The 18,146-nt window shown below is 69.2% G+C and carries 16 protein-coding genes and 1 pseudogene; 13 read left to right on the plus strand and 4 right to left on the minus strand.

What is annotated here, in order from left to right:
* Positions 1 to 131: 131 nt before the first annotated feature.
* The 6 genes and pseudogenes from ASE78_RS07985 to cobA all read left to right on the plus strand — a co-directional run bounded on the left by ASE78_RS07985 (position 132) and on the right by cobA (position 8,843).
* A complete protein-coding gene (locus ASE78_RS07985; RefSeq protein WP_055761372.1) occupies positions 132 to 1,364 on the plus strand; it encodes a nitrate/nitrite transporter in 1,233 nt (410 codons plus the stop codon).
* Positions 1,365 to 1,369: 5 nt separating this feature from the next.
* Entirely contained in the window at positions 1,370 to 2,569 is a 1,200-nt protein-coding gene (locus ASE78_RS07990) for a hypothetical protein (protein ID WP_056496372.1), read from the plus strand.
* Positions 2,566 to 5,046: a nitrite reductase large subunit NirB gene (gene nirB, locus ASE78_RS07995; RefSeq protein ID WP_056495518.1), complete on the plus strand. Its 2,481-nt coding sequence runs from the start codon at positions 2,566 to 2,568 to the stop codon at positions 5,044 to 5,046. The genes ASE78_RS07990 and nirB overlap by 4 nt, the downstream gene beginning before the upstream one ends.
* Positions 5,043 to 5,396: a nitrite reductase small subunit NirD gene (gene nirD, locus ASE78_RS08000; RefSeq protein WP_056495522.1), complete on the plus strand. Its 354-nt coding sequence runs from the start codon at positions 5,043 to 5,045 to the stop codon at positions 5,394 to 5,396. The genes nirB and nirD overlap by 4 nt, the downstream gene beginning before the upstream one ends.
* 86 nt (positions 5,397 to 5,482) lie before the next feature.
* Positions 5,483 to 8,068 (plus strand): annotated as a pseudogene (locus tag ASE78_RS08005) (molybdopterin-dependent oxidoreductase); the annotation flags it as partial.
* The gene (gene cobA / locus ASE78_RS08010; RefSeq protein WP_056495527.1) at positions 8,058 to 8,843 is read left to right on the plus strand and encodes a uroporphyrinogen-III C-methyltransferase; all 786 of its coding nucleotides are present in this window, start codon (positions 8,058 to 8,060) and stop codon (positions 8,841 to 8,843) included. The pseudogene ASE78_RS08005 and the gene cobA, both read left to right, overlap by 11 nt.
* Before the next feature lie 305 nt (positions 8,844 to 9,148).
* Here cobA and ASE78_RS08015 read toward each other — a convergent pair whose 3' ends face one another.
* Both ASE78_RS08015 and ASE78_RS08020 read right to left on the minus strand, forming a co-directional pair.
* On the minus strand, positions 9,149 to 9,601 hold the full coding sequence (locus tag ASE78_RS08015) for a cupin domain-containing protein (RefSeq protein ID WP_056495530.1): 453 nt from the start codon (positions 9,599 to 9,601) through the stop codon (positions 9,149 to 9,151).
* Positions 9,598 to 10,701: a Gfo/Idh/MocA family protein gene (locus tag ASE78_RS08020; RefSeq protein ID WP_056495532.1), complete on the minus strand. Its 1,104-nt coding sequence runs from the start codon at positions 10,699 to 10,701 to the stop codon at positions 9,598 to 9,600. Before ASE78_RS08020 ends, ASE78_RS08015 begins: the two co-directional genes overlap by 4 nt.
* Before the next feature lie 181 nt (positions 10,702 to 10,882).
* Between ASE78_RS08020 and ASE78_RS08025 the strand changes: the two genes are divergently transcribed.
* Positions 10,883 to 11,212, plus strand: a complete 330-nt coding sequence (locus ASE78_RS08025) for a hypothetical protein (protein ID WP_056495535.1) — start codon at positions 10,883 to 10,885, stop codon at positions 11,210 to 11,212.
* 47 nt (positions 11,213 to 11,259) lie between these two features.
* Positions 11,260 to 11,598 carry a hypothetical protein gene (locus tag ASE78_RS08030; RefSeq protein ID WP_056495538.1) on the plus strand — a complete coding sequence of 113 codons (339 nt, stop codon included), beginning with the start codon at positions 11,260 to 11,262 and terminating at the stop codon, positions 11,596 to 11,598.
* A gap of 42 nt (positions 11,599 to 11,640) precedes the next feature.
* Here the strand turns inward: ASE78_RS08030 and ASE78_RS08035 are convergent, their stop codons facing one another.
* The gene (locus ASE78_RS08035) at positions 11,641 to 12,222 is read right to left on the minus strand and encodes a TlpA family protein disulfide reductase (RefSeq protein WP_235514934.1); all 582 of its coding nucleotides are present in this window, start codon (positions 12,220 to 12,222) and stop codon (positions 11,641 to 11,643) included.
* Between the two features lie 16 nt (positions 12,223 to 12,238).
* Here ASE78_RS08035 and argH point away from each other — a divergent pair, with 16 nt between their 5' ends.
* From argH to ASE78_RS08060, 5 genes are all read left to right on the plus strand, one after another.
* Positions 12,239 to 13,603: an argininosuccinate lyase gene (gene argH / locus ASE78_RS08040; RefSeq protein WP_056495545.1), complete on the plus strand. Its 1,365-nt coding sequence runs from the start codon at positions 12,239 to 12,241 to the stop codon at positions 13,601 to 13,603.
* A complete protein-coding gene (locus ASE78_RS08045; RefSeq protein ID WP_055761336.1) occupies positions 13,603 to 13,839 on the plus strand; it encodes a hypothetical protein in 237 nt (78 codons plus the stop codon). The genes argH and ASE78_RS08045 overlap by 1 nt, the downstream gene beginning before the upstream one ends.
* Positions 13,840 to 14,061: 222 nt before the next feature.
* Positions 14,062 to 15,327 carry a diaminopimelate decarboxylase gene (lysA, locus tag ASE78_RS08050; RefSeq protein WP_056495548.1) on the plus strand — a complete coding sequence of 422 codons (1,266 nt, stop codon included), beginning with the start codon at positions 14,062 to 14,064 and terminating at the stop codon, positions 15,325 to 15,327.
* Complete coding sequence (locus ASE78_RS08055) at positions 15,318 to 16,079, plus strand: bifunctional precorrin-2 dehydrogenase/sirohydrochlorin ferrochelatase (RefSeq protein ID WP_056495551.1); 762 nt, start codon at positions 15,318 to 15,320, stop codon at positions 16,077 to 16,079. The genes lysA and ASE78_RS08055 overlap by 10 nt, the downstream gene beginning before the upstream one ends.
* The gene (locus ASE78_RS08060; RefSeq protein WP_056495553.1) at positions 16,076 to 17,029 is read left to right on the plus strand and encodes a CorA family divalent cation transporter; all 954 of its coding nucleotides are present in this window, start codon (positions 16,076 to 16,078) and stop codon (positions 17,027 to 17,029) included. Before ASE78_RS08055 ends, ASE78_RS08060 begins: the two co-directional genes overlap by 4 nt.
* A gap of 256 nt (positions 17,030 to 17,285) precedes the next feature.
* Here the strand turns inward: ASE78_RS08060 and aguB are convergent, their stop codons facing one another.
* Positions 17,286 to 18,146 carry an N-carbamoylputrescine amidase gene (gene aguB, locus ASE78_RS08065; protein ID WP_056495557.1) on the minus strand — a complete coding sequence of 287 codons (861 nt, stop codon included), beginning with the start codon at positions 18,144 to 18,146 and terminating at the stop codon, positions 17,286 to 17,288.

Raw genomic sequence — 18,146 nt, forward strand, 5'->3', positions numbered from 1 at the left:
CCCGCTGACGGACCACCGGACGCGAGGCGTCCGGTATCCGAACAGAGGCAACGAAGCCGCCAGAACGCGCCCGAGATGGGTCGTCGTTCTGGCGGCTTTTTCATTTTCGGGCTCATGGGGGAGCGCAGGGCATGGCGACGGCATGGAACGGGGCGAAGGACACGCCCGACAGCTTCTGGAACAGCGGGCATACGCCGACGCTGATCGCGGCATTTCTCTATTTCGACTTCGCGTTCATGGTGTGGGTGCTGCTCGGACCGTTGGCACCTGAAATCGCCACGACGCTGGGGCTGACCCCGGCGCAGAAGGGGCTGATGGTCGCGGTGCCGACGCTGGCCGGCGCGCTGTTGCGCGTCGTCAACGGGCTGCTGGTCGACCGGATCGGGCCGAAGCGCTCGGGCGCGATCAGCCAGATCATCGTCATCTTGGGGCTAGCCACCGCATGGATGCTCGGCGTCACCAGCTTTGCCGGCACGCTGGCGCTGGGCGTGGTGCTGGGCTTCGCCGGGGCGAGCTTTGCGATCGCGCTGCCGCTCGCCAGCCGCTGGTATCCGCCCGAGCATCAGGGCAAGGCGATGGGGCTGGCCGGCATGGGCAATTCGGGCACGGTGCTCGCCGCGCTGTTCGCGCCTGGCCTCGCCAAGCTGTTCGGTTGGAACGCGGTACTGGGCCTCGCCTGCATCCCGCTTAGTCTCGTGTTCGTCGCCTATATGGCGATGGCCAAGGACCCGCCGAACGCGCCTGCGCCCAAGCGGCTGGGGGAATATCTGTCCCCGCTGAAGCAGGGCGATGCGTGGTGGCTGATGGGCTTCTATGCCGTCACCTTCGGCGGGTTCGTCGGCCTTGCTGCCAGCCTGCCGATCTATTTCACCGACCGGTTCGGCCTGTCGACGATCCATGCCGGCTATGCCACCGCCGCCTGCGTGTTCGCCGGGTCGCTGGTGCGGCCGATGGGCGGCGCGCTGGCCGACAAGGTCGGCGGCGTGAAGACGCTGATGGCGGTGTTCGTGGTCGCCGCCGTCGCGCTGGCCGGGGTGGCCAGCGTCACGACGATGCCCGCCGCACTCGCGCTGTTCGTCATCGCCATGCTCGCGCTGGGGGTGGGCAACGGATCGGTGTTCCAACTGGTGCCGCAGCGCTTCGCCGCCGAGATCGGCGTGATGACCGGCCTCGTCGGCATGGCCGGCGGGGTGGGGGGCTTCTACCTCGCCTCCTCGCTCGGCCTCGCCAAGCAGTGGACCGGCAGCTTCGCCCCCGGCTTTCTCGTCTTCGCCGCGCTGGCGCTGGTGGCGCTCGCCGGGCTCGTCGTGGTGAAGGCGGGATGGCGCGCGCGGTGGGGCACCGCCCAGGGCGTGAGGATCTGATCGCCATGCCGCGTATCGCCCCCGCCACCCTCCTCCTGCTCGGCATCGCGTCGCCGGCCATGGCCCAGAGCGTGAAGCCGCTCGTCGACGCCCGGCTGCGCTACGAACATGCCGATCAGGACGGCCTGCCGCGCACCGCCGACGGGGTGACGGCGCGGGTCCGTGCCGGACTGTCGGTCAGCGACGGCCGCTGGTCGGCGCTGGCCGAGGCGCAGGGCAATCTCGCGATCGTCGGCGATTATTTCGACGGGCTGCACCCCGATGCCACCCGTCCGCTGATCGCCGATCCGCAGTCGATCGGCCTCTACCGCGCGCAGGTACAGTATCGCGCGCCGGCCATGACGCTCACCGCCGGGCGGCAGCGGATCGTGATCGACGACGAACGCTTCGTCGGCGCGGCGGCGATCCGCAACAACGGCCAGACGTTCGACGCGGTGCGCGCCGAACTGACCCCGGCAAAGGGGCTGAAGGCCGACGTGACCTATGCGTGGGCGGTGCATACCGTGTGGGGCATCGACGGCACGGGCGCGCGGCAGGGGGTGATCGAGGGGAACAATATCCTCGCCAACCTCGGCTATACCACGCCGATCGGCACGCTGACCGGCTTCGCCTATCTGGTCGATCAGGACGAGGCGGCGGTGCAGGCCTATCGCCTGTCGAGCCAGACCTATGGCCTCCGCTTCGCCGGCAGCCGCGCGATCGGCAAGGCGAAGCTTGGCTATCAGGCAAGCTGGGCGCGCCAGTCCGATCATGGCCGCAATCCCAACGACTATAGCGCCGATTACTGGCTGGCCGACGCCTCGCTCGACCTTGCCGGACCCCGGCTCGGGCTGGGCTACGAAGTGCTGGGCGCCGACGACGGGCGGCCGTTCACCAGCTTTCAGACGCCGCTTGCCGCCGTGTTCAAATTCAACGGCTGGACCGAGAAATTCACGCCCAAGCCCGCCGACGGCCTGCGCGACCTGTATGCCAGCGGCGGCTGGGGCTGGAAGCAGGTCGGCCGGGCGAAGAACGTCAGCGTTCAGGCGATCTGGCACCGGTTCGAAAGCGACCGGCTGGTCCGCCATTATGGCGATGAACTGAACTTTCTCGCGCAGGCGACGCTCGGCCGCACCACCGCCAGCGTCCGCTACGCCGATTATCGCGCCGATCGCTTCGCGACCGACACCCGCAAATTCTGGCTCCAACTGGACTGGACGATATGAAGCACGACCCCATTCAATTACCCGAGGGCGACGCCCAGGAACACTTGGTCGTCGTCGGCAACGGCATGGCCGGCTGCCGCGCGGTCGAGGAACTGCTGGCGCGCGATCCCACGCGCTACCGTGTCACCATCGTCGGTGCCGAACCGCTGGTGAACTACAACCGGATCATGTTGTCGCCGGTGCTGGCCGGGGAAAAGACGTTCGACGACATCGTCATCAACGGTGCCGACTGGTACGCCGACAACGCCATCACCCTGATGAGCGGCGATCCGGTCGTCGCGATCGACCGGGATGCGCACACCGTCATCAGCCGCAGCGGACAGACGCTCGCCTATGACCGGCTGCTGATCGCGACCGGCTCCGATCCGTTCATCATTCCGGTGCCGGGCAAGGACCTGCCCGGCGTCGTCAGCTTCCGCGACATGAACGACGTCGGCACAATGCTCGCCGCCGCCGAACGCGGCGGATCGGCGGTGGTGATCGGTGGCGGCCTGCTCGGGCTGGAGGCGGCGCACGGCCTGTCGCTGCGCGGCATGAAGGTCACGGTGCTGCACATCATGCCGACGCTGATGGAACGCCAGTTGGACGAGGCGGCGGGCTGGCTGCTCAAGACCGCGCTGGAGGCGCGTGGCCAGACGATCCTGACCGGCGCGGACACCGCCGCGATCGTCGGCGACGGCAAGGTCGAGGCGGTCCACCTGAAGGACGGCACGGTCATCCCCGCCGATCTGGTGGTGATGGCGGTCGGCATCCGTCCCTCGGTCGCACTTGCCCGCGCGGCGGGGATCGACGTCGGGCGCGGCATCAAGGTCGACGACCATATGGTGACGAGCGACCCGGCGATCCTCGCGGTCGGCGAATGCGTCGAGCATGACGGACAGGTCTATGGCCTCGTGGCCCCCCTGTGGGACATGTGCCGCTCGCTGGCCGACGCGCTGGTCGGCGCGCCGAGCGGCTACAAGCCTACCGCCACCTCGACCAAGTTGAAGGTCGCCGGGCTCGACGTGTTCTCCGCCGGGGATTTTTCCGGCGGCGACGGCGCGGAGGACATCGTGCTGCGCGATGCCTCGCGCGGCATCTACAAGCGGGTGGTCGTGAAGGGCGACCGCATCGTCGGCGCGGTGCTCTATGGCGATACCGCCGACGGCAACTGGTATTTCGACCTGCTGAAGAAGGGCACCGACGTCGCCGACATCCGCGACGCGCTGATCTTCGGCCAGGCCTTTGCCTCGGGAGGGGGGCAGGCGGACCCTAGGTCGGCCGTTGCGGCGCTTTCCGACGATGCGGAAATCTGCGGCTGCAACGGCGTGACCAAGGGCAAGGTGCTGGCCTGCATCGACGGCGGGGCGGGCAGCCTCGACGCGGTGCGCGCCGGGTGCAAGGCATCGGCGAGCTGTGGGTCATGTACCGGCATCGTCGAAACCCTGCTGGCGCTGCGGCTGGGCGACGCGGTCGAGGCGGGTCCCAAGACGATGTGCAAATGCACCAGCTTCGGCCACGACGATGTGCGCCGCGAGATCGTCGCGCAGGATATGCGCTCGATCCCCGAAGTGATGCAGAAGCTGCACTGGTCGACGCCCGACGGCTGTTCGTCGTGCCGCCCGGCGCTCAACTATTATCTGCTGTGCGCGCTGCCCGGCGTCTACAAGGACGACCAGCAGAGCCGCTTCGTCAACGAACGGATGCATGCCAACATCCAGAAGGACGGCACCTATTCGGTCGTGCCGCGCATGTGGGGCGGCCTCACCAACCCCCGCGAGCTGCGCGCGATCGCCGATGTAGTGGAAAAGTTCGACGCGCCGATGGTGAAAGTGACCGGCGGCCAGCGGCTCGACATCTTCGGGATCAAGAAGGAGGATCTGCCCGCCGTCTGGGCCGATCTCAACGCCGCCGGCATGGTCAGCGGCCATGCCTATGGCAAGTCGTTGCGCACCGTCAAAACCTGCGTCGGTTCCGAATGGTGCCGCTTCGGCACGCAGGATTCGACCGGGTTGGGCGTCAAGATCGAGCGCGCGACATGGGGGTCGTGGATGCCGCACAAGTTCAAGATCGCGGTGTCGGGGTGCCCGCGCAACTGCGCCGAGGCGACGATCAAGGACTTCGGCATCGTCTGCGTCGATTCAGGGTACGAACTGCACGTCGGCGGCAACGGCGGGATCAAGGTCCGCGCGACCGACCTGTTGTGCAAGGTGGCGACCGAGGAGGAGGCGATGGACATGTGCGCCGCCTTCATCCAGCTCTACCGCGAGGAGGCGCGCTATCTGGAGCGGACCGCGCCGTGGATCGAGCGGGTCGGCCTCGCCCATATCCAGTCGCGGCTGCTGCCCGACGCCGGTGTCCGTGCCGAATACGCCCGGCGGTTCCGCTTCTCGCAGCAATTCATGCAGGACGATCCATGGGCGGCGCGCGTCGCCGGGGCCGACCGCGAACAACACGCGCCGATGGCGCGCTTCCAGCCCGCAGGAGCGATGGCATGACCCCTGATTTTCTGGCGGGCGAATGGCTCGACATCGGCTGGGTCGATGAAATCCCGCTGCGCGGCAGTCGCACGGTGCAGGTCGAGGGTGGCGACGACATCGCCGTGTTCCGCACCGGCGAGGACAAGGTGTTCGCGCTGCTCGACCGCTGCCCGCACAAGCATGGCCGGTTGTCGCAAGGCATCGTCCACGGCGGCGCGGTGGCGTGTCCGCTGCACAACTGGCGCATCAGCCTGTCGACCGGCGAGGCACTGGGCGAGGACAAGGGCTGTACCCCGACCGTGCCGGTCAGGATCAGCGGCGGCCGCGTCCTGCTGTGCCGCGCCGGAACGCTGAAGGCGGCGGCGTGAACGCGACCAACTTCCCTCTCCCCTTCAGGGGAGAGGGCCGGGGAGAGGGGCCTGTCCAATGTCCGAAGCGCCCGTGACTGCCCNNNGCTATCAAAACCACCTGCGCCTATTGCGGCGTCGGCTGCGGCATCCTCGCCACCCGCACCGGCGAGCGCGCGGTCCAGATTGAGGGCGATCCCGACCATCCCGCCAACCACGGCCGGCTGTGTTCCAAGGGCACCCACCTCGGCCAGACGGTCGGCCTTGAGGGGCGCCTGCTGCATCCGATGATCGGCAAGCGCCACGCAAGCTGGGACAAGGCGCTCGACCTCGTCGCGCGCAAATTTCAGGACACGATCGCCCGCCATGGTCCCGGCAGCGTCGCCTTCTATGTCTCGGGCCAGTTGCTGACCGAGGATTATTACGTCGCCAACAAGCTGATGAAGGGCTTCATCGGTTCGGCCAATATCGACACCAATTCGCGGCTGTGCATGTCGAGCGCGGTCGCCGGCCACACCCGCGCGTTCGGTGAGGACATCGTTCCCGCTACCTATGAGGACATCGACGCCGCCGACCTGATCGTACTGGTCGGATCGAACACCGCATGGTGCCACCCGATCGTCTATCAGCGGATCCGCGCACGGTGCGATGCGGGCGCCAAGCTGGTCGTCATCGATCCGCGCCGCACCGAAACGGCGGACGAGGCCGATCTCCACCTCGCCATCCGTCCGGGCAGCGACGTCGCGCTGATGAACGGGCTGCTCCACTGGTGCCGCGACGCGGGCGTGCTGGATCAGGATTTCGTCGCCGATCACCTCAGCCTGCCCGACGATTTCTGGGAGCGTACCGGCGCGGGCAGCGACCTGTGGTCGGTCGCGCGCACCTGCGACCTGCCCGTCGCCGACCTGCGCCGCTTCTACGAGCTGTTCGCCGCCACCCCGCGCACCGTCACTATGTTCAGCCAAGGCGTGAACCAAGCGCTGGCCGGCACCGATCAGGTCAACGCCATTCTCAACGTCCATCTCGCCACCGGCCGCATCGGCAAGCCCGGCGCCCAGCCCTTCTCGATCACCGGACAGCCCAATGCGATGGGCGGACGCGAGGTCGGCGGGCTCGCCTCGACGCTCGCCGCGCACATGGACTTCGCCGAGGACAACCGCGCCCGCGTCCAGCGTTTCTGGGCCTCGCCGACCATCGCCACCAAGCCCGGACTGAAGGCGGTCGACCTGTTCCGCGAGCTGGGCAACGGCCGGATCAAGGCGCTGTGGGTGATGGCGACCAACCCCGCCGTATCGATGCCCGACGCGACCCGCGTGCGCGAGGCGCTGGCGACCTGCCCGTTCGTGGTGGTCAGCGACGTGATGGCCGACACCGACACCGGCGCCTTCGCCCATGTCCGCCTGCCCGCCGCCGCATGGGGCGAAAAGGACGGCACCGTTACCAATTCCGACCGCACCGTCAGCCGTCAGCGCGCGATCTTCCCGCTGCCCGGCGACGCGAAGCCTGATTGGTGGATCGTCAAGGAAGTCGCGCGGCGCATGGGCTGGAAGACCGCGTTTGCCTATGATCGCCCCGCCGACATCTGGCGCGAGCATGTCCGCCTGTCGACCTATCAGAACGATGGCGCGCGCCTGTTCGCGCTGCCCGGCCGCGCCAATGGCGGCAACGTCGCCTATGACGCGATGACGCCGTTCCGCTGGGGCGGCACGCCGTTCGCCGATGGTCGCTTCTCCACGCCCGACGGCCGCGCCCGGCTGGTGCCGGCGGTGCAGAAGCCGCTGCCCGCACCACTCAGGGACTGGCCGCTGACGCTCAACACCGGCCGCTATCGTGACCAGTGGCACACCATGACCCGCACCGGCCTCGCGCCCAAGCTCGCCCGCCACCGCGAGGAACCGCTGGTCGAGGTCCACCCGGCGGACGCCGACCGGCTCGGCATCGTCGACGGCGGCCTCGCCCGCGTGGCGACCCCGCAGGGCGACAGCCTCTACCGCGCGCGCGTCACCGATGCGCAGCGCGTGGGCGAACTGTTCGTGCCGATCCACTGGACCGACCAGACGTCGAGCGGCGGGCGCACTGGGCTGTTGCCGCGTCCGCTCGTCGATCCGGTGTCGGGCCAGCCCGGTTTCAAATCGACCCCGGCAAGCGTCGCCGCCGTCGCCACCCGCTGGCGCGGCTTCCTGATCGTGACCGGCGACCCGGCGCGCCGCCCCGACTGCCTGTGGGCGACGCGGGTGACGGTGCCGGCGGGCAGCCTGTGGGAACTGGCCGGCGACGGCGATCCGCTGCGTTTGGACACCTGCCTGCCCGCCGGCGAGCGGATCGAGGCGATCGACGCCGCGCGCGGTACGCGGCGGGTGGCGGTGCTGAACGACGGCCGGATGGTCGCCGCGCTGTTCCTGACCGAAACCGGCGAATTGCCGACGCGCGACTGGCTGATCGACCAGCTCTCCGAACCACAGGTCGCGCCGACCGTCCTCGCCGGCCGCGCGCCGGGGGTACAGGTCGATCGCGGGCCGATCGTGTGTAGCTGCTTCGACCTCGGCCTACGCACCATCGTCGCCGCGATCCGCGACCGGCAGCTTGCCGACGTCGCCGCGATCGGCGCGGCGATCGGCGCCGGCACCAATTGCGGATCGTGCCGCCCGGCGCTCGCCCGCATCCTGTCCACGGAGAACACCCATGCCGCATGACGATTTCCCCGCCGGCAGCGTCTGGCTGGTCGGTGCCGGCCCCGGCGATCCCGATCTGCTGACGCGCAAGGCGGCACGGCTGATCGCCACCGCCGACGTGGTGTTCCACGACGCGCTGGTGGGGCCGGGCGTCCTCGACCTGATTCCCGACGGCATCGACCGGATCAGCGTCGGCAAGCGTTCGGGCCGCCATTCGAAGGATCAGGGGACGATCGACCGGCTGATCGTCGCGGCGGCGCTTGCCGGCAAGCGCGTCGTTCGATTGAAGGGCGGTGATCCGGCGATCTTCGGCCGCACCGCCGAGGAACTGGCGGCCTGCACCGCCGCGGGGATCACGGTCCGCATCTGCCCCGGCGTCACTGCCGCCAGCGCGGCGGCCGCCTCGGCCGGGGCCACGCTGACGCTGCGCGGGTGCGCCCGTCGCCTCACGCTCGTGACGGCGCATGCGAAGGCGGGCGAGCCGCTCGACCTCGACTGGGCGACGCTGGCCGCGCCCGACACGACGCTGGCCGTCTACATGGGCCGCGCCGCCGCGCAGACGGTGATGCAGCAACTGATCGCCGCCGGACGCAGCGCCGATACCCCGGTGCTGGTGGTGGTCAACGCCTCGCTCCCCACCGAACGGATCATCCGCGGCCGCCTGTCGTCGCTCGCCTTTCTGGTCGAGGCGATCAGCGCGCACGATCCGGCGATGCTGATCGTCGGCGAAGCGGTCCGCGCGACGCTCTCGGCGGAAGCCCCCGCCGACGCCGACCGGGCGGTTGTAGCCTGCTAGGCGGGATCGACATTCGGCGTTGGCAGGGGGATGTATCCTCCAATCCCCCGCGTCATCCCCGCGCAGGCGGGGATCCATATACGCCGACGCCAGTGAAGGAACCGGAGCCGCTGCGTTTATGGGTTCCCGCATGCGCGGGAACGACGAAAGGCATGGCATCGGCTGAATGTGGGTCCATTCTGTGCCTTTTGATTCGTCCGCATGAAACCGTCGCCCCGGCACTCAAGCGGCTCTCGTCCCGCGCCATCTCCGGGAGATTCCGGCCTTCGCCGGGATGACGTGTGTTTCGGAGCGGAATCGAACCCTTACCGCCCCAGCTTCATCCCCAGCAGCACCAGCTGGTCGCCGGTCACGCCGAACCAGTGCGGCACGCCCGCCGGGATCAGCATCACATCCCCCTTGGCGAGCCGCCGCGTGGTGCCGCCCTCGATCCGGCTGCCTTCGACCAGTCCGGGCGCGCTCGCCTTCGGCTCGACCATTGTGCCGCCCGACACCAATGTGCCCGCGCCGTCGAGGACGATCGCATATTCCGCCGCATCCGGGTGGACGGCCGGCTTGCCGGGTCTGGCCCACACCTCGATCGCCGCTGTGCTACGCCCGTCCTGCACCAGCGGACGATAGGCGAAGCCGCTGCCGCTGCGCCGCATCTCGGCGCGCATGTCGGCGATGGCGGTGTCGATCGTGCGCTGGTCCGCGAACGGCGTGGGAGCGGGCGATGCCTGCGCGACGACGATCCCCAGCAGCAGCGCGCCGATCATGCCGCGCGCGCCAGCCGCACGGTCCGCCCCTCGCGCGCCGATCGATAGATCGCCTCGATGATCGCCATGTCGCGCAACCCTTCCTCGCCCGACACGATCGGCTCGCGACCGCTCACCGCACAGTCGGCCAAATGGTCGAGCTGCCCCACGAACTGGTTCGCCTGAACGTCGGGCGGCATCACCTCGCGCTCGCGCCCGTCGCGGCCGGTCCACATCCGGTTGCCGTCATAGCGGGTGGCCGGCTCCAGCTCGATCCGGCCCTTGTCGCCCATCAACAGGATGCGGTTCTGGTTGGCGCTGTACATCGACAGGCAGCCCGCGATCGCGCCCGAGGGAAATTCGAGCGTCCAGTCGATCATATCCTCGACCTCCGCGAAGCGCGGATCGCGCCGGTCGGTCGATTCGCGCGCGGTGACGGCGACCGGTTCCTCGCCGGTCATGTAGCGCGCCGCCTGCAAACTATAGACCCCCATGTCCATCAGCGAGCCCCCGCCCGACAGCGCGCGTTTCAGCCGCCACGCGCCGGGATCGCCCTGCACGAAGCCATGTTCCGACCGGACGAAGCGGATTCTCCCCGCCGCACCGCTCCGCGCCAGCCGCATCGCCTCGCGGTTGAACGGTTCGAAATGGCAGCGATAGCCGATCATCAGCTTGCGGTTGGCCGTCTTGCATGCGGCGATCATCGCTTGTCCTTCGGCAACCGATACCGCCATCGGCTTCTCGCACAACACATGCTTGCCCGCCCGCGCCGCACGGATGGTGTACTCGGCGTGCAACCCGTTGGGCAGGCAGACATAGACGATGTCGACGTCCGGGTTGTCGCGGATGCTGTCGAAATTCGCGTAGGAATAGATCGATTTGGGCGACAGGCCATGCTCGCGCGCGACCCGTTCGGCCTTGGCGCGGTCGCCGCTGACCACCGCCGCCAGCCGGCTGTGGGCGCACTTCGCGAACTGCGGGATGATGACGCCGAGGCCATAATAGCCAAGGCCGACGATCGCATAGCCGAGCTTGCGCGTCGGCTGCCCGATCGCGGGGGCGGCGAGTCCCAGCCCCAGCATCGCCGCCGATCGCAGCACGTCCCGGCGTTCGATCGTCATCGCCCGTATCCCTCCTGACCGCGTTGTCAGCCATGCTACCGCGCGGTGCCGGGAAAGCTCAATGCTTTCGTATGGTTGCGGCAAAATGGGCGCAACGGCCCTTCTGCACTGCAGCAAATTCGGTTCCCGCCCATCGCTTTCCGCTTGAGGGCAAGGCCCGGCTGCGCCAACGTCGCATGCCATGGATATTCCCGCGCTTTACGCCCAGTTGATCCACGAGATCGGCGACGGCACCGGCATGGCCGACAGCCTGCTGCACGTCCATGCCGGCATGGCGGTACTGCTCGCCACCCGCGTCATCACCGGGCGGCGGCTGTCGACGCCGGTCCCGTTGCTGGTCGTGGCGCTGGCGGAATTCGGCAACGAACTGCTCGACCGGTTGCACTATGGGTCGTGGCGCTGGGGCGATACCTCGCTCGACATCGTCAACACCATGTTCTGGCCGACGATGCTGTTCGTCGGACTGCGCGTCCGCAACCGGCTGGAACGCAAGCCCGCTGCGATGGAATAGGGAACGTCGCCCGCTTCCGAGCGATTGATCGCCCGAGGAGAGTTTCCATGGCCGACACGCCCGCACATCCCGCCGTCGATCCCGAACGGACCGAACCCCGTAACGCCTTCGACCGGCCCGACGGGCGTACCGGGCAGGAATATGACCGGACGCGCGATGCCGATCAGGCCCGCGCCGACGCCGGCCCCGCACCGTCGCTGAACGCGCAGGATGGCCGCGACCTGCCGCCCGACAACGGCCGCCGCGCATGGATCGCCCCCAACGGCGAAGCGCACGGCAGCGGCATGGGCGCGGGCGGCGGCGCGGCGGGCGAGGATTTCGACGAAGGCTCGCCCGGTGCCGCCCCCGAAATCCCGCAGGCCGGGGCAGCACCCGACCGGGAGTAGGACCACTCCCCTCCCTCGAAGGGAGGGGAGCAATACGCTTCCCTACGCCTCGGCGATCAGCTTCGCCGCGTCCGCCCCGGCCCAGTCCATCCCGCCGACCACGCGCCACACTTCCTTGCCGGCGGCATCGTACAGGATCGTCGTCGGCAGGTTCAGCCCCATGCCGCTGGTGAACTGCAGCTTCGGGTCGCGGTAGCCGACGAGCTTCAGCCCGCGTTCGGTCAGGAACGGTTGCACCTTCGCCGGCTCCAGATCCTGCGACACCGCCACGACCGAAAGCGTATCGCCCGCCTTCGTCGCCAGTGCATCGAGCGTCGGCATCTCGCGCACGCACGGCGCGCACCATGTCGCCCACACGTTCAGCAACAGCGGCTTGCCCTTGAACGTCGCCAGCGTCACCGGCTTGCCCGCCCCATCCTCGAAGCGATAGGCGGGCAACGCCTCGCCCTTGTGGCTGCGGTCGATCTTGCCTGCGGCTTCGGGAACGGCGGCGGTATTGGCGGCGGGAACGTCGGGAACGGTGCCGTCCTCGACCGGTGCTGCTTGCTCCGGCGTGCCGGCGCGTTTATCGCAGCCGCCGACGACCATCGCCAATCCAAGGAGAAGCGCGATTACTGGGCGCATGACAGGCTCCAACAGCATGTGGGGAGGACGCTTCGCCGAAGGTCCTTCGGCCGTGATGCGCGAGATAAACGCCTCGATCCCGTTCGACAAGCGGATGTGGCGACAGGATATTGCCGGATCGAAGGCGCATGCGACGATGCTCGGCGCGCAGGGGATCGTCGAGCCCGACCATATCGCCACGATCCTCGCCGGGCTGGACGCGGTGGCCGACGACTATGCCGAACATGGCGTGTCGGACGATCTGACCCTCGAAGACATCCATATGCAGACCGAGGCGCGGCTGGCCGACAAGATCGGCCCCGTCGCTGGACGGCTGCACACCGCGCGTTCGCGCAACGATCAGGTCGCGACCGATTTCCGCCTGTGGGTGCGCGACGCGATCGATTCGGTCGACGCCGCGCTCGGCCAGTTGCAGGCCGCGCTGCTGGTCCGCGCCGAGGAACATGCCGCCAGCGTCATGCCCGGCTTCACTCACCTGCAAGTCGCGCAGCCGGTGACGCTCGGCCATCACCTGATGGCGTATCACGAGATGATCGCGCGCGATCGCGGCCGCTTCGCCGATGCCCGCGCGCGGTTGAACCGCAATCCGCTCGGCTCGGCGGCGCTGGCCGGCACCGGCTTTCCGCTCGATCGCGAGGCGACGGCGAAGGCGCTCGGCTTCGATGGCCCGACGCGCAACTCGCTCGATTCGGTCAGCGACCGCGACTTCGCGATCGAATATCTGACCGCCTGCGTCCAATGCTCGCTCCATTTGTCGCGCCTCGCCGAAGAGTTCGTGATCTGGGCGTCGCAGATGTTCGGCTTCGTCAGCCTTTCCGACCAATGGTCGACCGGCAGCTCGATCATGCCGCAGAAGCGCAACCCCGATGCCGCCGAGCTGGTGCGTGGGCACTCCGGGCGGATCATGGGCTGCATGACCGCGCTGATGGTGACGATGAAGGGCCTGCCGCTTGCCTATTCCAAGGACATGCAGGACGACAAGCCGCCGGTGTTCGAGGCGACCGACCTGTTGGCACTCTCGATCGCGGCGATGACCGGCATGATCGAAAGTGCCACCTTCCGCACCGACCGGATGCGCGCCGCCGCCGAAACCGGCTATTCGACCGCGACCGACCTCGCCGACTGGCTGGTGCGCGAAGCGGGCGTGCCCTTCCGTGAGGCGCACCACATCACCGGCCGCGCGGTGAAGCTGGCCGAGGGCAAGGGCTGCCGGTTGGACGGCCTGACGCTCGACGATCTGACCGGCATCGACGACCGCATCACGGCGGGCATCTTCGACGTGCTGAGCGTCGACGCCTCGGTCGCCAGCCGCAAGAGCTTCGGCGGCACCGCGCCCGAACGGGTACGCGAAGCCATCGCCGCCGCACGGGCGGCTGGCTGATGCGCGCCCTCGTCCCCCTCGCGCTGGTGCTGGCGCTCGCCGCCTGCGGATCGCGCCGTGATCTCCGCCCGCAGGAAAACGCCGCGCTCCCGCCCGCGCCCTATGGTGCGACCGCGACGCCGACCCCGGCCGAGCTGCTCGATCCGACGACGCAGCAACGCCCCTCGCGCAGCGACGAACTGCTCACCGAATCCAAGGCGCGCGGCGACGACCCTTTCGTCCTGCCGCCGCGCTAAGGCTTGATCCGCCCGCCCCGTACCGTCGCCCCAGCGAAGGCTGGGGCCTCTCGCGGTTCCTGTCGCGCGATTGCCCCACGAAATCCCGGCCTTCGCCGGGATGACGCTTGTTGTAGGGCGGATGGATCGGACTCCGACCTGCCTCCTTCATCCCCCCAGCCTTCGCTGGAGAGACGAATGGAGGGTTTGCGCACCCGTCTCCCTCTTCTAGAAGACCCGCCCATGGACAATTTCACCCTGAACGGCGGCATCCTCCATGCCGAGGACGTGCCGCTGCCGATGATCGCGCAAGCCATCGGCACCCCGGTCTATGTCTATTCCACCGCGACGCTCGAACGGCATGTCCGCGTGTTCCGCGACGCGGTGGCGGGGCTGGGCAAGGGCGAGCCGCTGGTTGCCTTCGCGGTGAAGGCCAACCCGAACAAGGCGGTGCTGGCGACGCTGGCGCGCGCCGGCATGGGGGCTGACGTCGTCTCGGGCGGCGAACTGTACCGTGCGCTCGACGCCGGCATGGCACCTGAAAACATCGTGTTCTCGGGCGTCGGCAAGACCGCCGACGAGATGGCCCGTGCGCTCGACGCCGGCATCGGCCAGTTCAACATCGAATCCGAACCCGAACTCGACATGCTCTCCGCCGTGGCAAGCGCCACGGGCAAGACCGCGCGCATCGCCATCCGCGTGAACCCCGACGTGATCGCCGGCACCCACGCGAAAATCTCGACCGGGGGCAAGGAGAACAAGTTCGGCATCGGCTATGACGCCGCCCTTGCCGCCTATGCCCATGCCGCGTCGCTGCCGGGGGTACAGGTGCGCGGCGTCGCGGTGCATATCGGCAGCCAGTTGACCGACCTCGCGCCGCTGGAGGCCGCGTTCGGCCGCGTCGGCGCGCTGATCGCCGATCTGCGCGCCGCCGGCCATACCATCACCCACGCCGACTTGGGCGGCGGCCTCGGCGTCCCCTATGATCCCGCGAAGCCCGTCCCGCCGTCGCCCGCCGCCTATGGCGCGATGGTCGCGCGCGCGACCGCCGGCTGGGACGCGCGGCTGATGTTCGAGCCCGGCCGGCTGATCGTCGCCAACGCGGGCGTGCTGCTCAGCAGGGTCATCCGCGTGAAGGCGGGCGCGAGCGCGCCGTTCGTCATCGTCGACGCGGCGATGAACGACCTGTTGCGCCCCAGCCTCTACGATGCCTATCACGACATCCGCGCCGTCGCCCCCACCGGCGACACCGCGCCCGCCAACATCGTCGGCCCGGTCTGTGAGACCGGCGACACCTTTGCGCTCGGCCGGACGATGGACGTGGTACAGGCCGACGATCTCGTCGCGTTCATGACCGCCGGCGCATACGGCGCGACGATGGCCTCGACCTACAACTCGCGCGCGCTGGTGCCCGAGGTGCTGGTATCGGGCGACGCCTTCGCGGTGGTGCGCGAGCGTCCGCCGATCGAGGCGCTGGCCACCGCCGACCGTCTACCGCCCTGGCTGTGAACGGCCTGCCGATCCTGCTGCGCACCGCCGGGCTGGCGGTGATCCTGAAAGGCGAGGGCGAGGCCGCCGACGCCAAGCGCCGCCTGCTCGAACGCAGCGGCGCGACCGTCGTGGAGGACGCCGCCGACGCCCGCATCGCCATCGTCGCGATCGAGGATGAGGGCGAGGCGCGCGCCGCGATCGATGCGCTGAAGGCGCGCGGCGTGCTGGTCAACGCGGTCGATCGCCCGGCCGATTGCGACTTCACCCTGCCGGCGATCGTCGACCGCTCGCCGGTGCTGGTCGCGGTGTCGACCGGCGGCGTCTCGGCAGGCCTCGCGGCGGCGATCCGCCAGCGGTTGGAGGCGGTGCTGCCGCCGAACCTCGGCCGTCTCGCCGAAGCGCTCGGCGCGGCACGCGGACCGCTCCGTGCCCGCTTCCCCGACGGCGGCGACCGCCGCCGCGCGATCGGTGCGGCGGTCGCGCCGGGCGGCGCGCTCGACCCGCTGGTCCCGCACGGCGCCGGCGCGGTCGCCGACTGGTTGGACGGCGCGGCCATGGTCGCCGGACAGGTGGTGACGATCCGCCTGCGCTCGACCGACCCCGACGACCTGACGCTGCGCGAGGCACGCTGGCTGGGGCAGGCCGACCGCCTCCATGCCGCGCCCGCCACGCCGCCTGCGATCCTCGCCCGCGCCCGCGCCGATGCGGTGCGGCTGGACGGGCCGCCCGCCGATCCGCCGCCGCCCGGCCTCACCGTGGTGATCGCATGACCGGCCGCGCATGGGTCATCACTGCCGGCAAGGCGACGCGCATCCCCCCCGAAGACGCTGCCCATGCCCAGGGTGATTTCGTCTGGGTCCATCTCCATGGCGAGGGGGAGGCGATCGCGCCATGGCTGCGTGGGCAAGCCGGCCTCGCCGACTATGTCGTCGAGCCGCTGACCGCCGTCGAGACGCGCCCGCGTTGCGACGCGATCGGCCACGGCGCGTTCGTCAACCTGCGCGGCCTGTCGCAAGACGAATTGTCGAGCGCCGATCCGCTCGCCTCGGTCCGGCTCTATGCCAGCCGCGGCCATGTCCATTCGGTCACGCGCCGTCGCCTGTCCGCGCTCGAACCGGTCATCGCCCAGGTCGAAAGCGGCCGGATCGCCGATCCCGGCGACCTGATCGTCGCCTTCGCCACCGCGATCACCGAGGAACTCGACCCGCTGATCGCCGATCTGGGCGACACGCTCGACGCCTGCGAGGAAGCGCTCGACCCGACGCGCATCTTCGAACAGCGCCGCGACGTGACGCGCACCCGCGTCCGCGCGATCGGCTATCGCCGGTTTCTCGTGCCGCAGCGCGCCGCGCTCGAAAAGCTCGGCACCATGCCCGGTGACTGGCTGGGGGCCGACGATCGCCTCCACCTGTCCGCTGCCGCCGATCGCGCCGCGCGCATGGCCGAGGAGGTCGATGCGATCCGCGAACGCGCCGCGCTGATCCACGAAACGCTGACCGACCTGCGCGCCGAACAGCTCGACCAGCGATCCTTGCAGATTGCGATCGTCGCGATGGTGTTCCTGCCGCTCACCTTCGTCACCGGCCTGCTCGGCATGAACGTGGAGGGCATCCCCTTCGCCAAGGAGCCATGGGCCTTCGCCGGCGTCGTCGCGCTGTGCGCGGGCATGAGCGCCGGCATCGTCGCGTGGTTCCGCCGCCGGCAGTGGATCGGGCGGTAGCGCTCCGCGACTTCGGACGGATGGACATTCAGCTTTGGCGGGGGAATTTGCCCTCGCCCCCCTGCGTCATCCCCGCGCAGGCGGGGATCCATACACGCCGACGCCGGCGATCGAATCGAGTCCGTTGCGTCTATGGGTTCCCGCCTGCGCGGGAACGACGAGAAGCCGTAGCATTGGCTGAAGGTCGATCCCGCTTGGATTGTTCGAAAATGCGCTGAAACGCATTTTGCGCTTCCACGAATTTTCAGACAGCCTTTCAAATATCCTGCACCAGCCGCCCGTACAGCTCGGGCCGCCGGTCGCGGAAGAAGCCGAACGCCGCGCGGTGGCGCTTGACCCGGTCGAGGTCGATCGTCGCGGTGATGACCCCCTCTTCCTCGCGGTCCAGCTCGGCCAGCACGTCGCCGCGCTCGTCGACGATGAACGACGTGCCGTAGAAGGTCTGGTCGTGCTCCACGCCGATCCGGTTCGCCGCCACCACCGGCACGACGTTCGACACCGCATGGCCGACCATCGCCCGCCGCCATAGCCGCGCGGTGTCGAGGCTGGTGTCGTGCGGCTCGCTGCCGATCGCGGTCGGATAGAACAGCACCTGCGCGCCCATCAGCATCATCGCCCGCGCGGTTTCGGGATACCATTGGTCCCAGCAGATGCCGACGCCGATCTTCGCCCGATCGCTCTCGGCCGGCCCGTCCCACACCTTGAACCCGGTATTGCCGGGGCGGAAATAGAATTTTTCCTCATAGCCCGGCCCGTCGGGGATATGGCTCTTGCGATACACGCCCTGAATGCGACCGTCGGGGTCGATCATCGCGAGGCTGTTGTAATGATGCGGCCCGTCCGCCTCGAAGAAGCTGGTGGGGATATAGACCTTCAGCTCGGCGGCCAGCGCCTGCATCGCCTGCACCGCCTTGTGGTCGGCGGTGGGCTTGGCATTGGCGAACAGCCCCTCGTCCTCGACGCGGCAGAAATATTCGCCCTCGAACAATTCGGGCGGCAGGATCACCTGCGCCCCCCGCGCGGCGGCCTCGCGCACCAGCGCGCCGACATGGGCGATGTTGCGGTCGATGTCGGGCGTGAAGCCCGCCTGGATCGCGGCGACGGAAATCTGGGTCAT

Source organism: Sphingomonas sp. Leaf25 (genome assembly GCF_001421635.1).
Classification (GTDB): Bacteria; Pseudomonadota; Alphaproteobacteria; order Sphingomonadales; family Sphingomonadaceae; genus Sphingomonas.

Excerpts from the sequence above, each read along its gene's own strand:
- aguB (WP_056495557.1), bottom strand. The coding sequence starts at position 18,146 with ATGACCCAGATTTCCGTCGCCGCGATCCAGGCGGGCTTCACGCCCGAC.
- lysA (WP_056495548.1), top strand. The coding sequence starts at position 14,062 with ATGGACAATTTCACCCTGAACGGCGGCATCCTCCATGCCGAGGACGTG.
- ASE78_RS08035 (WP_235514934.1), bottom strand. The coding sequence starts at position 12,222 with ATGCGCCCAGTAATCGCGCTTCTCCTTGGATTGGCGATGGTCGTCGGC.
- ASE78_RS08030 (WP_056495538.1), top strand. The coding sequence starts at position 11,260 with ATGGCCGACACGCCCGCACATCCCGCCGTCGATCCCGAACGGACCGAA.
- cobA (WP_056495527.1), top strand. The coding sequence starts at position 8,058 with ATGCCGCATGACGATTTCCCCGCCGGCAGCGTCTGGCTGGTCGGTGCC.
- ASE78_RS08025 (WP_056495535.1), top strand. The coding sequence starts at position 10,883 with ATGGATATTCCCGCGCTTTACGCCCAGTTGATCCACGAGATCGGCGAC.
- ASE78_RS08060 (WP_056495553.1), top strand. The coding sequence starts at position 16,076 with ATGACCGGCCGCGCATGGGTCATCACTGCCGGCAAGGCGACGCGCATC.
- ASE78_RS08020 (WP_056495532.1), bottom strand. The coding sequence starts at position 10,701 with ATGACGATCGAACGCCGGGACGTGCTGCGATCGGCGGCGATGCTGGGG.
- ASE78_RS07990 (WP_056496372.1), top strand. The coding sequence starts at position 1,370 with ATGCCGCGTATCGCCCCCGCCACCCTCCTCCTGCTCGGCATCGCGTCG.
- ASE78_RS08045 (WP_055761336.1), top strand. The coding sequence starts at position 13,603 with ATGCGCGCCCTCGTCCCCCTCGCGCTGGTGCTGGCGCTCGCCGCCTGC.
- ASE78_RS08015 (WP_056495530.1), bottom strand. The coding sequence starts at position 9,601 with ATGATCGGCGCGCTGCTGCTGGGGATCGTCGTCGCGCAGGCATCGCCC.
- argH (WP_056495545.1), top strand. The coding sequence starts at position 12,239 with ATGTGGGGAGGACGCTTCGCCGAAGGTCCTTCGGCCGTGATGCGCGAG.
- nirD (WP_056495522.1), top strand. The coding sequence starts at position 5,043 with ATGACCCCTGATTTTCTGGCGGGCGAATGGCTCGACATCGGCTGGGTC.
- nirB (WP_056495518.1), top strand. The coding sequence starts at position 2,566 with ATGAAGCACGACCCCATTCAATTACCCGAGGGCGACGCCCAGGAACAC.
- ASE78_RS07985 (WP_055761372.1), top strand. The coding sequence starts at position 132 with ATGGCGACGGCATGGAACGGGGCGAAGGACACGCCCGACAGCTTCTGG.